This is a genomic window from Rhodococcus sp. NPDC047139, assembly GCF_040643435.1.
In the GTDB taxonomy this organism is placed as follows: Bacteria; Actinomycetota; Actinomycetes; order Mycobacteriales; family Mycobacteriaceae; genus Rhodococcus.
Genome location: NZ_JBEYUH010000014.1, coordinates 79,744 through 91,613 on the forward strand (window position 1 = coordinate 79,744; position 11,870 = coordinate 91,613).

Here is an 11,870-nt window from a genome sequence, read left to right on the forward strand (position 1 = left end):
CGACATCGGGGAACGGCTCACCCGAATTGTTCGACGCCGAGGCGGATCACCATCGCGACCACCACGACCAGCAACACCACCCGCACGAAGCCGGCGCCGCGGGCCAGCGCCATCCGCGAGCCGAGCACCGAGCCGGCCACATTGCACACCGCCATCGCCAGCCCGAGCGTCCACCACACGTGCCCGCCGACGGCGAAGAGCACCAGCGCCCCGAAATTCGACCCGAAGTTGAGCACCTTCGCCATCGCCGCCGAGGTGACGAACTCGCTGCCGAGCATCGCCGCGAACACGATGATGAAGAAGGTGCCGGTGCCGGGCCCGAGGATCCCGTCGTAGAAGCCGATCATCGCCGCGGCCGTGATCACGACGGTGACCAGCCGCAGCCGCGACGGGCGGCGGGTGCCGCCGGCCCCGAGTGTCGGGCGGGTGGTGACGAACACCGCCACAGCGACGAGCACCACCATCACGATCGAGATGAACACCTGCCGGTCGATCAACGACACCGCCGCCGCTCCGGCGGCCGCGGCGACCGCCGCGACGAGGGCGGCCGGGCCGAGCAGCGACCAGCGCAGCGGGATGCGGCGCGCGAAGGTCAGCACCGCGGCGCCGGTCCCGCAGATCGCGGTGAGTTTGTTCGTCGCCAGCGCCGCCTGCGGCGTCAACTGCGGGGCGACGAGGAACAGCGCGGGCAGCAGGATCAGCCCGCCGCCGCCGACGACCGCGTCCACCCAGCCGGCGGCGGTCGCGGCGGTCAGCAGCAGCGCCCAGTCAACGGCCTCCATGGCGGCCATTCGATCATGGACGGCCACCACCGGCCGGAGCCCGGGAGCAAAACCGGGCGCTCGTTCGTTGACCGGACAGAAACCGCCGACGGAAGGAAACCCCGCCGTGTACCCGTTGTTGTTCGTGCTCTACGTCGTGGCGGAGATCGCGGTGCTCGCCTGGCTCGGGTCCGCCCTCGGCGCGCTCGCGACCGTGCTGATCTTCCTCGCCGTGAGCGTCGCCGGTTATCTGGTGCTCGCCGCCCGGGGGCGCCGCGCCCTGCGTAACCTCGCGGAGCTGCGCGACGGCCGCGCCCCACGCGCGACGTCGCCGGAGCAGGTGCTCACCGACGGGGCGCTCACCGGCGCCGGCGCCGCCCTGGTGCTGATCCCCGGCATCCTCAGCACCGCATTGGGGGTGGTGTTGCTGCTGCCCACCCGTGCCGCGCTGCGCCCGGTGGTGCGCGCGCTGATCGCGCGCCGGGCCCACCGGAGCGGGTTCACCGCGCAGCGGCTGGTGGTCGTCGACGGCCAGGTGGTCGAGCACAGCGTGGTCGGCGGCGCCCCGCACCTGACCGGTGCGGGTTCGCCCACCGTCGACCGGGTCGACGACCGCGGCACCGTGCTCGAGGGGGAGATCGTGGAGACCCCGCGCCGCCGCGAGGAGCGGTAACCGGGCAGACTGGGCAGCTGTGAGCCCTGCACCGCACACCCAGCTTCTCGTCGGCGGCCGCATCTACAGCGCCAGCGCCCCCGATGCCACCGCGATGGCCGTCACCGACGGCCGGGTCGTGTGGGTCGGGCAGGACCGGCCCGGCCGGGCCCTGCATCCCGACGCCGAGATCGTCGACCTGCACGGCGCGTTCGTCGCCCCCGGCTTCGTCGACACCCACGTGCACGTCACCGCCCACGGTCTGGCCCTGACCGGGCTGGATCTGACCGACACCACCGACCGCGACGACGCGCTGCGCCGGGTGCGCGCGCACGCCGACGCGCACGACGACGCGGTGCTGTGGGGGCACGGCTGGGACGAGACCCGCTGGCCCGATCCGACCCCGCCGACCACCGCCGACCTCGATGCCGCCGCCCCGGGCCGGCTCGTCTATCTCGGCCGGGTCGATGCGCATTCGGCGGCGGCCTCGTCGGCGTTGCGGGCGGCCGCCGACCCGCTGCCGGAGCTGGCCGGCTTCGATCCGCAGCAGCCCCTGACCGCCGCGGCGCACCACGCGGTGCGCGGTGCGGCCCGCCGGCACCTGACCGCCGCGCAGCGGGCCCGCGCTCGGCTGGCCGCCCTCGACGATTTCGCCGCGCACGGCTACGTCGCGGTGCACGAGTGCGCCGGCCCGGACATCTCCGGGCTCGACGACTTCACCGAACTGCTCGGCACCGACCATCCGGTGCAGGTGCGCGGCTACTGGGGGCAGGCGGTGCGTTCGGGGGAGGAGGCGGTCGAGTTGCTCGCCGCGACCGGCGCCCACGCGCTCGGCGGCGATCTGTTCGTCGACGGCTCGTTCGGGTCGCACACCGCGGCACTGACCCGGCCCTATGCCGACCGGCCGGAGTGCTGCGGCACCACCTATCTGTCCGGTGAGGAGGTGACCGCGCACGTGCGGGCGTGCACCTCGGCGGGCATCCAGGCCGGTTTCCACGTCATCGGCGACGCCGCGACCGGCGCCGCGGTGGCGGCCTTCGACACCGTCGCCGCCGAGGTCGGTGGCCCGGCGCTGGCCGCGCGCGGGCACCGGCTCGAGCATGTCGAGTCGCTGACCGTCGAGCAGGCGCAGCTGCTGGCTCGTTACGGGGTGATCGCGAGCATGCAGCCGAGCTTCGACGCGTTGTGGGGTGGCCCGGAGGGCATGTACGCGCAGCGGCTCGGGGCGCAGCGGGCAGCGGCGTTGAACGCGTTCGCGCCGCTGGCCGCCACCGGATTGTCGTTGGCGTTCGGTTCGGATGCGCCGGTGACCGCGCCGCGGCCGTGGTCGATGCTGCGGGCGGCGGTGCATCACCGCAGCGCGGGCAGCGGCATCTCGCCGCGGGCGGCGTTCGCCGCGGCCACCCGGGGCGCGTGGCGGGCCGGAGGTGTGCGCGACGGCATGGCCGGCACCTTGGATCCGGGGGCGCCGGCGTCCTACGCGATCTGGGAGGTGGGGGAGTTGGTGGTCCGCGCCCCCCAGGACTCGGTGCAGCGGTGGTCGACGGATCCGCGGTCGCGGGTGGCGCCGCTGCCGGATCTCGAACCCGGCAGCGGCGATCCGGTGCTGGTGCGCAGTGTGCACCGCGGCCGGGTGGTGTACGCGCGGTGATCGGCCGGCCCCTGGCGGGCATGACGGTGCGGGCGGTGCTGTCGGTGGCCGCGGGGTTGCTGCTGTTCGCGTCGTTCCCGCCGCGCCCGCTGTGGTTCCTCGCCCCCGTCGGTCTTGCGCTCCTCATCGGTGCATTGACTGCAGTGCCGCTGCAGCGACGGGCGGGTTTCGGGTACGGCTACCTCGCCGGCCTGGGCTTTTTCGTGCCGCTGCTGCCCTGGATCGGGGTGTATGTGGGGCCGCTGCCGTGGCTGGCGCTCGCCGCCGCCGAGGCGGTCTTCGTGGGTCTGTTCGGGGCGCTGGTGGTGCACCTGCGGGCGCTGCCCGCCGCGCCGTTGTGGATCGCGGCGGCGTGGAGCCTGACCGAATGGTTGCGTTCGAGTGTCCCCTTCGGTGGGTTCCCGTGGGGTCGGCTCGCATTCGGGCAACCCGACGGGCTGTTCGTCTCCCTCGTGGTCGTCGGTGGGGCGCCGCTGGTGTCGTTCGCGGTGGCGCTGACCGGCGCCGGTGCCGCGGCGCTGGTTCGCGCGGCCCGGCGGCGTCCCCGCCGGGGCTGGGCGGTGCCGGTCGCGGTGACCGTGCTCGGTCCGCTGCTCGCGGCCGCGGCCTGGCCGCTGGTGCGCACCGGCACGGACGACGGCGCGACCACGGTGACGGTCGCGGCGATCCAGGGCAGCGTGCCGCGGCTGGGACTGGAGTTCAACGCCCAGCGCAAGGCGGTGCTCGACAATCACGTCGCCCGCACCTTCGAACTCGCCGCCGAGGTCGACGCCGGGCGGGTCCCGCGCCCGCAGGTGGTGATCTGGCCGGAGAACGCCTCGGACATCGATCCGTTGCGCAACGCCGACGCCGCCCGGGACATCTCCGCCGCGGCCGCCGCGATCGATGCGCCCATCCTCGTCGGTGCGGTCCTGGTCAACGGGGACGGCACCACCAGCAATTCGGTGATCGTGTGGGACGCCGAGAGCGGGCCGGGGGAGCAGCACGACAAGAAGATCATCCAGCCGTTCGGGGAGTACCTGCCGTGGCGGTCGTTCTTCCGGTTGTTCTCCGAGTACGCCGACCGGGCCGGTTTCTTCGTGCCCGGCGACGGGGACGGCACGGTCACCGCCGCCGGCATCCCCATCGGGGTGGCGACCTGCTACGAGGTGGCCTTCGACCGGGCGTTGCGCGAGTCGGTCGACGCGGGGGCCCAGTTGCTGGCGGTGCCGACGAACAACGCCACCTTCGGGGACACCGAGATGACCTACCAGCAGTTGGCGATGTCGCGGCTGCGCGCCGTCGAACACGGCCGGGCGGTGGTGGTCGCGGCGACGAGCGGGGTCAGCGCCATCGTCGAACCGGACGGGCGGGTGCAGCAGAGCACACCGCTGTTCGTGCCCGCCGCCCTGGTGGCGCAGGTGCCCGTGCGCACAGACGTTACGCTGGCTAGTCGGCTCGGAGTGGCGCCGGAGCTCGTGCTCTGCGCCGCCGCCGTGGCCGCCGCCGGTCTCGCCCTGGTGCGGGAGCGGCGGGAGAAGGCCGGTGCGGCAGCTCGACCGCCCGCCGGCGCAGCAGGAGCACCGGCCGGTGGCCGGTTCGACAAGGAGGACCTCTGATGGCAGCGGCCACGCCCGCCGGGAACGACCGCGCACCCAGCGCCCGGACCCTGGTGATCATTCCGACGTACAACGAGCGGGAGAATCTCGGGCGGATCATCACCCGGCTGCACGCGGCGCTGCCGCACACCCATGTCCTCGTCGTCGACGACGGCAGCCCGGACGGCACCGGCGCCCTGGCCGACGAGCTGGCCGCCGCCGACGAGCGCATCGCGGTGCTGCACCGCACCGAGAAGAACGGTCTCGGCGCCGCCTACATCGCCGGTTTCCGGTGGGGGCTCGAGCACGACTACACGGTGCTGGTGGAGATGGACGCCGACGGCAGCCACGCCCCCGAGCAGCTGCACCTGCTGCTCGAGAAGATCGACGCCGGCGCCGATCTGGTGCTCGGCTCCCGGTATGTGCCCGGCGGCACGGTGGTGAACTGGCCGTGGCATCGTGAGGTGCTCTCCCGCGGCGGCAACATCTATTCCCGCCTGGCGTTGGGGGTCTCGATTCGCGACATCACCGGCGGCTACCGCGCCTACCGCCGGGAGGTGCTCGAAAAGCTCGATCTCGACGCGATCGCCTCGCACGGCTACTGCTTCCAGGTGGATCTGGCCTGGCGCACCCTGCAGGCCGGTTTCACCGTCGCCGAGGTGCCGATCACGTTCACCGAACGCGAGATCGGCGAGTCGAAGATGAACGGCAATATCGTGCAGGAAGCGCTGGTGCGGGTCACCGTGTGGGGAGTGCGCAACCGGCTGGCGCGGCTGCGGGCGCTGCTCGGCCGCTGACCGGCCCCCGCGCGGCTGCGCGCCGATCCCGCCACCGGGTCGGCCGGTGAGCCCGGCGGTGGTTCAGCTCGGCCAGGGCCAGCGGGCGTCGAGTTCGTCCCCGAGCCCCAGCGCGGCGCACAGGCGGCGGATGGCGCTGCAGTCCTGCACCACCGGCCGGCCGTCGGTGCTCGCGATCGTGTCGGCGACGAGTTCGTCGCCGCCGGGCACCTGCTCGTGCGCGAGGATCGCCGCCCAGGTGGAGGTGTCGGCGCCGGTGAACGCCGCGACCGCCGCGCCGAGCGCGTCGAGCAGGACCACCTGGTCGGTGTCGTCGAGTTCGGTGAGCACCGCGGTGAGCAACCCCCCGGCCAGCGACGCGTGGCACAGTTCGTCGCGGCGGTGCACGGCCACGGTGGCTCGGTTCACCGGCTGCAGCGCCGCGTCGCCGGTGAGCAACGCCAGATAGGCGCTGATCGAGGTTTCCGCGACGGTGGTGTACGCCAGCTGCACCAGCGCCGCCGCCCGCGGATCGTCCGCCTGCGCCACCGCGGTGCGCTGCCGGCGGACCGTCGGGCACAGCGGCAGCACCGACTCCGGCAGCGCCCAGCCGCGGCGGCGGCGGGTGAGCGCGTTCGCCTGCTGGTGCATCAGGGTGTGGTACTGCTCGTCGACCATCGCCTGCAGCACCCCGGTGACCACGGTGTCGGAAGGCCCGAAGCCGAATACGTCCGCGGTGATCAGCGCGAAGCCGGGGTTGACGACGTACTGCTCGATGTCGACGACGCTCTTGTTGTAGGCGATCCACGCCCAGGCCCGCAGGCGCGCCTGCTGCGGCTCGTCGAGCGCGAGATAACGCGGATGCTCGGCGAAGGGCAGCATCTGTTCCGGGAAGTCGCTGCGGTGCGGTTCGAACAGCGCATCGAGGTCGACCTCGGGTTTCTTCACCGCGGCGCGCCGCGGCCACGACCGGGCCAGGCCGGCGATGACCGCGCTCTCGGCGGGATCGTCCGGGTCGTGTTCGGGCAGGTCGGGGGTGTGCACACGGGTGCGCCGGATGTCGTGATCGGTCACGGCCGGCTCCTGTCCTCGGCCGCGGCGCCGGGGGCGCCGTCGGGATGCGGGTTGCGGGGCAGTGCGGCGAACAGCTGCGCGCACAGCTGCCGGGCTGCCGGTGCGCTGTCCCCGAGGGCGCGGCGGCCACGCTCGAGCACCGCCGCGAAGGCGGACGGTGAGCCGGTGGCGGCGTCGAGTTCGGTGACGGCGTCGGCGAGGGCGCGGCGGGCCGCCGCGGCATGGGGGTTGGCGCGCTGGATGTCGTGATACACCTCGCCGGTGCCGGCGCCGAGGCGGGCGAGCAGCGCCCGCAGCGTGGTGTGCGGGGGCGGGAAGGTCGCCGCCGCACCGGCCGGGACGTCGAGACGGTCCAGGGCCGCGCCGAAGGCGAGGAGGGTGGCGTGGGTGAGCACCTGGGTGGCGGCGGTCAGCCGGTCGTGATCGTCGGCGCTCATCTCGGTGACCGCCGCACCCCAACGGCGCAGGGCGGCGACGAACGCGGCGACGGCCGGTCCGTCGCCGTGCCGGATCACCGCGACGGGCCGCTGCGCGAGCCCCAGCTCGGGCGCGAACATCGGGTTGATGCCCACCGCCGGGCCGCCCGGCCGGTGGGTGCGCAGCGCCGCCGCGATCGGGGTCTTCACCGACAGGGTCTCCACCAGCAGCGTGTCGGGTTTCAGCAGCGGCGCCAGGGCGGGCAGCGCGGCGACGGCGACCTGGTCGGGGACCGCGAGGATCACCGTGTCCGCGGTGGTGAGGGCCGCGGCGAGCGGGGCGGTGGGGGCGGTGATGTCGGCGCGCAGCACCGCACCGGCGGGGGCCGCGGCGGTGGGGTCGACGGCGGTGGGGTCGACGGCGAGCACCTCCCGGCCGTCGGCGCGCAGCGCAGCGCCGAGCAGGGCACCGACGGCGCCGAGCCCCCCGGCGACGAGCACCGGGCCGGTGCCGGTCATGGCCCGGCCCACCCCGGCCGGGGCGGCGGACCGTCGACGAGACCGGCGGCGGTGTCCGGGTCGGCGCCGGCGCGGGCGGCACCGAGGCAGCGGCGCATGACCACCGACTTGACGAGGGTCTCGTCGAGTTCGTCGACCGGGTCGGACAGGGCGACGATCGCCCCGCCGATCCCGAAGCTCACCTCGTGGGCGGTGGCGACGAGGGTGCGGATGACCACCGACAGATCTGCGGTGCCGGTGGGCGACAGATAACCGATCGCCCCGGAGTACACCCCGCGCGGGCCGTCCTCGAGCTTGTCGATGATCTCCATGGTGCGCACCTTCGGGGCGCCGGTCATCGACCCACCGGGGAAGGCGGCGCGGACACAGTCGACCGGCGACATCCCGGGCCGCAGGGTGCCGCGCACCGTGGACACCAGCTGGTGCACCGCCGCATAGGTCTCCACCGCGAACAGCGCCGGCACGTGCACCGAGCCGGGCACGCACACCCGCGACAGGTCGTTGCGCACCAGATCGACGATCATCAGGTTCTCCGAGCGGTCCTTCTCGCTGGCCTGCAGCCCCTCCCGCAACGCCGCGTCCTCGGCGGGGGTCCGGCCCCGGGGGCGGGTGCCCTTGATCGGTTTCGATTCGACGGTACCGTCGGCGCCGATCCGCAGGAAGCGTTCCGGGGAGGCACTGAGCACCGCCACCTCGGGGAAGTCGAGCAGGGCACTGTAGGGGGTGGGGCTGAGCCGCCGCAGCACCCGATAGGTGCTCAGCGGATCGATGCCGTGATCGACGGTGACGGTGTTCGTCAGACACACCTCGTAGGTCTCGCCGCTGCGAATCTCGTTCTGGCACTGGCCGATCAGCTCGAGATAGCGTCGCGGGGAGTGCCGCAACCGCAGCTGCTCGGCACTTCCGGCGCCGACGAGCGGGGCCGGCACCTGCCCGTCGGTCGCGGCCGCGGGCAGGGCGGCCAGGGTCGCGGCGGTCGCGTCGAACCACGCGAGGGTGTCCGGATCGTCCGCCCGCTCGGCCAGGGCCAGCAGATAGCAGCGTCCCCCGTCGTGGTCGACGACCACCGCCCGATCGGCGAACACCAGGGCCGCATCGGCATGGGGGGAGGTGTGCACGAGCTGGCCGCCGGTGTCGGCCTTGAGTTCGTAGCCGAGATAGCCGACATAACCGAGCGCGAACCCGAACGGCAGGTCGTCGCGGGCGGCGACCCGCCGCTGCGCCAGCCGCGCGGTCAGATGGTCGAAGATCGAGCAGCGATGTTCGTGCACGCTGCCGTCGCGGCGATGCTCGCGCACGAGACCCTCCGCCACCCGATAGGTGAGATATTCGGCGCGCGGACCGGCGCCGTTGCCGAGCACGGTGAACCGGGACTGCGGTTCGAGCGCGGCGCTGCCGTCGAGCCAGAAACCGTGCGGGCCGGCGGCGAAGACCGCCTCGTACACCGCGGACGGATCCGGGCGCAGGGTGAGGGTGCGGCTCGCGAGCACATAACGCGGTGCCGACTCCGGCATCGGCGCCGGGGGCGGGGGCCCGCCGATCGTGATCGGGGAGCGGGCCGGGGTGGCGTCCCGGAAGTTGGTGAGCAGGACGGTGCCGTGGGCGGTGCCGACCGATTCGGGATGGAACTGCACCCCCCACAACGGCAGGTGCCGGTGTGCCACGGCCATCAGCAACCCGTCGCGGGTCCACGCCGTGGCGTCGAGCTCGGCGGGCACCGAGTCGGCGATCAGCGAGTGGTACCGCACCGCCTCGAACGGCGACGGCACCCCCGCGAACAGGCCCGTGCCGTCGTGCACGATCGCACTGGTGCGGCCGTGCACCGGTTCGGGGGCGGCGACCACCGCGCTACCGAACAACTGGCACAGGCCCTGATGGCCCAGGCACACCCCGAGCACCGGCACCCCGGCCTCGGTGAGGGCGCGGGCGCTGATCCCGAAGTCCCGCGCCCGCTCGGGGCGGCCCGGGCCGGGGGAGATGACGATGTTGTCGAACGGTTCGACCAGCAGGTCCTCCCAGCGGCGGTCGTTGGTCACCACCCGGGGCGGCAGCCCGTTGACGCGGCTGATCAGGTCGTACAGGTTGTAGGTGAACGAGTCGTAGTTGTCGATCAACAGGGTGCGGATCGGGCGGGGCGCGGACACGACGACCTCGGCTCAGTGCGCACCGTCGACGGCGCCGGGCCCGGAGACGATCCGGTCCTCGACCCGGCAGGCCTCGTCGATGAGCAGGGTGTAGAGCGAGCGCACGAACTCACCGGACAGACCGTGCCGGCGCGCGTAGTCCTGGGCGCGGCGGTGCACGACCTCCATGCGCCCGGGCTGCAGGACGTCGAGGCCGTGGCGGTGTTTGAGTTCGGCGACCCGCCCGCACACCTCGAGGCGGGCGCGGATGCCGTCGAGCAGGGCCCCGTCGATGTCGTCGAGTTCGGCCCGCAGATCGGCCAATTCGGCGGCGGCCTGGGCCGGTGGCACCTCCGCTGCGGTGTGATGGCGGTCGGTCACGGGCACTCACCCCCTTGCAACGACCCGCCGGGAAGGCCGTGGCGGAGAACCCAGCGGTGCCGATCGGGATCTGTCGGCGTTCGGGTCATAATTGCACGCGCTCCGAGCGCGATATCGACGATTGATCGATTCGTGGCAGGCCCGCAACCGAATTCGCATCGCCGCGGCGGCCGCCCCGATGTCCGGGCCCCGAACGGGCTGTGCCGCCCCGGACGGATCGTCCGGGGCGGCACAGTCGCAGCAGAGGGTGCGCCGGGATCAGGCGCCGCGCCGCTTGGCCTTGAGCAGGTCCAGGCGTTCTTTGAGCAGATCCTCGAGCTCCTCGATCGAGCGGCGCTCGAGCAGCATGTCCCAGTGGGTGCGCGGCGGCTTGACCTTCTTCGGCTCGGGTGCGGCGCCTTCCACCAGGGTGCCTTCGAGGCCGTTCTTGCAGATCCAGGTGCCGGGGATCTCCGCGTCGTCCGCGAACGGCACGTCGTATTCCTCGCCGTTGTCGCAGCGGTAGCGGGCGATTCGCCGCGGCGCCAGATCGTGGTCGCGGTCGGTTTCGTAGCTCACCGCCCCGAGTCGGCTGCCTCGCAGTACACGATCTGCCATGGTGGTGTCCTTCCTTGTGTGCTCCGCCCGGGCGCCGGTGCCGTGCGGCACCCCCACCGGGCTCGACGTCCACAGTGCTCAACGTCGACGAAGCCGATTCCGTTCCCGCGGCCCCTCGCAGAGCCGAACGACCAGTCTACCGAGCCGCCGCGGCGCCGCGCGCGCGGCATCCGCACCGCCCGCGCGCCGGTATCGGCGCCGCCCGGCGCGCCAGTACAGTGACTGCTCGTGACCGGACGTGACGCGCAAGCCGACACCTGCCTGTGGTGTGGTCGCCCGGTCGCCGAACTCGGCACCGGGCGGCGGCGACGCTACTGCCGCCAGTCGTGCCGGCAGCGGGCCTACGAACAGCGCAGCACCACCCGCCGCGCCGGGTTGCCCGACGACGCGGTGGTGCTCACCGCCGCCGAGGTCGAGGCGCTCGCCGACCGGGCCTTCCGGGTGCGGTGCGCCGCCGAGGATGTGGCCACCGCCGTCGCCGAGGGCGCCGGCGGTGACGAACTGGCCGCGCTGTGCCGGGAGTTGCTCGAGCTGGCCCGCGACGCCGAACGCCTGCGCTGACCCCGCCCGCCGCGACCGGCAGGTCAGGCGAAGAAGCCACCCATGGTGTAGATGACCTGGCAGAACGCCCCGTTGGCGTACTGCACGGAGCCGAACAGGGCACCGAGCACCGCGCCGGGCCCGGTGTCGATCACCGCCGACTGCAGTCCGCCGCCGTTGCCGAGGGTGGCGACACCGACGCGGAAGTTCTCCATGTTCATCCACACGAACTTCAGGTCCGACGCCGCGACCGGCGCCGGCACGGTGGGTTCGACGAACACCGCGACCGAGCCGAACGGCACCTGCCCGTGCGGTCCGGGATGCACCCAGGCATTGGTCATCGCGAACGGCACCAGGGCACCGCCGCAGCCGGGCCCGACGGTCGGGGCCGGTGCCGTGAACGGCTGCGGGATGTTCTTCGGCGGCGGCGCGAACGGATTCGCCGAGCCGGAGTCGTCGACGAGCCGTTCGAGCGCGGCGAGGGTCTCCGGGGAATCGGCGACCTCGGCGCGCAACTGCTCGAGCGGCACACCCGGCGGAGCCGGGTCGGCGGCCGCCTGGGCGGGCATCGCGGCGAGCGCGGCGGCGAGCAGGGCGGTGACGAGCGGGGCGGATCGGCGACGCGACATCTCGGGCTCCTTCGAGTCGGGGCGAACGGGCGGGGCGAGACGATCCGGTCGCGATCCGGTCACGTCCGGGTCGCGGCACGGGGCACGAACACGACGGTCGCTTCGAGAATAAAAAGACCTGTCGGATTGTGGAGGCGTTTTCCGCCGAGTGCGGTCGCGGCATTGCCGGTAGCC

12 protein-coding genes are annotated in these 11,870 nt (G+C 73.4%); 5 read left to right on the top strand and 7 right to left on the bottom strand.

The window, feature by feature from the left end; translation table 11 throughout:
* Positions 1-17 precede the first annotated feature (17 nt).
* On the bottom strand, positions 18-782 hold the full coding sequence (locus ABZ789_RS17570) for a TSUP family transporter (RefSeq protein WP_358426118.1): 765 nt from the start codon (positions 780-782) through the stop codon (positions 18-20).
* A gap of 106 nt (positions 783-888) precedes the next feature.
* On the opposite strand from ABZ789_RS17570, the gene ABZ789_RS17575 reads away from it, so the two are divergent.
* The 4 genes from ABZ789_RS17575 to ABZ789_RS17590 are packed head-to-tail and all read left to right on the top strand — an operon-like array spanning position 889 to position 5,438.
* The gene (locus ABZ789_RS17575; protein WP_358426121.1) at positions 889-1,434 is read left to right on the top strand and encodes an FxsA family protein; all 546 of its coding nucleotides are present in this window, start codon (positions 889-891) and stop codon (positions 1,432-1,434) included.
* A 19-nt stretch (positions 1,435-1,453) separates the two neighbouring features.
* Positions 1,454-3,064, top strand: coding sequence for an amidohydrolase family protein (locus ABZ789_RS17580; RefSeq protein WP_358426124.1), 1,611 nt, complete (start codon positions 1,454-1,456; stop codon positions 3,062-3,064).
* 20 nt (positions 3,065-3,084) lie between these two features.
* Positions 3,085-4,662, top strand: a complete 1,578-nt coding sequence (gene lnt / locus ABZ789_RS17585) for an apolipoprotein N-acyltransferase (protein ID WP_358426220.1) — start codon at positions 3,085-3,087, stop codon at positions 4,660-4,662.
* Positions 4,662-5,438: a polyprenol monophosphomannose synthase gene (locus ABZ789_RS17590; protein ID WP_358426127.1), complete on the top strand. Its 777-nt coding sequence runs from the start codon at positions 4,662-4,664 to the stop codon at positions 5,436-5,438. Before lnt ends, ABZ789_RS17590 begins: the two co-directional genes overlap by 1 nt.
* Positions 5,439-5,501: 63 nt before the next feature.
* Here the strand turns inward: ABZ789_RS17590 and ABZ789_RS17595 are convergent, their stop codons facing one another.
* From ABZ789_RS17595 to ABZ789_RS17615, 5 genes are all read right to left on the bottom strand, one after another.
* Positions 5,502-6,491: a diiron oxygenase gene (locus tag ABZ789_RS17595; RefSeq protein WP_358426129.1), complete on the bottom strand. Its 990-nt coding sequence runs from the start codon at positions 6,489-6,491 to the stop codon at positions 5,502-5,504.
* Positions 6,488-7,426: a prephenate dehydrogenase/arogenate dehydrogenase family protein gene (locus ABZ789_RS17600; protein WP_358426132.1), complete on the bottom strand. Its 939-nt coding sequence runs from the start codon at positions 7,424-7,426 to the stop codon at positions 6,488-6,490. Before ABZ789_RS17600 ends, ABZ789_RS17595 begins: the two co-directional genes overlap by 4 nt.
* Positions 7,423-9,570, bottom strand: coding sequence for an aminodeoxychorismate synthase component I (gene pabB, locus ABZ789_RS17605; RefSeq protein WP_358426135.1), 2,148 nt, complete (start codon positions 9,568-9,570; stop codon positions 7,423-7,425). The genes ABZ789_RS17600 and pabB overlap by 4 nt, the downstream gene beginning before the upstream one ends.
* Positions 9,571-9,582: 12 nt before the next feature.
* On the bottom strand, positions 9,583-9,936 hold the full coding sequence (locus tag ABZ789_RS17610) for a chorismate mutase (protein WP_358426138.1): 354 nt from the start codon (positions 9,934-9,936) through the stop codon (positions 9,583-9,585).
* 252 nt (positions 9,937-10,188) lie between these two features.
* Positions 10,189-10,527 (bottom strand): RNA polymerase-binding protein RbpA, encoded by a 339-nt coding sequence (locus ABZ789_RS17615; RefSeq protein WP_026061850.1) that lies wholly within the window; start codon positions 10,525-10,527, stop codon positions 10,189-10,191.
* Positions 10,528-10,755: 228 nt separating this feature from the next.
* On the opposite strand from ABZ789_RS17615, the gene ABZ789_RS17620 reads away from it, so the two are divergent.
* The gene (locus ABZ789_RS17620) at positions 10,756-11,088 is read left to right on the top strand and encodes a hypothetical protein (protein ID WP_358426141.1); all 333 of its coding nucleotides are present in this window, start codon (positions 10,756-10,758) and stop codon (positions 11,086-11,088) included.
* Between the two features lie 23 nt (positions 11,089-11,111).
* Here ABZ789_RS17620 and ABZ789_RS17625 read toward each other — a convergent pair whose 3' ends face one another.
* Positions 11,112-11,696, bottom strand: coding sequence for a hypothetical protein (locus tag ABZ789_RS17625; protein ID WP_358426144.1), 585 nt, complete (start codon positions 11,694-11,696; stop codon positions 11,112-11,114).
* Positions 11,697-11,870 lie beyond the last annotated feature (174 nt).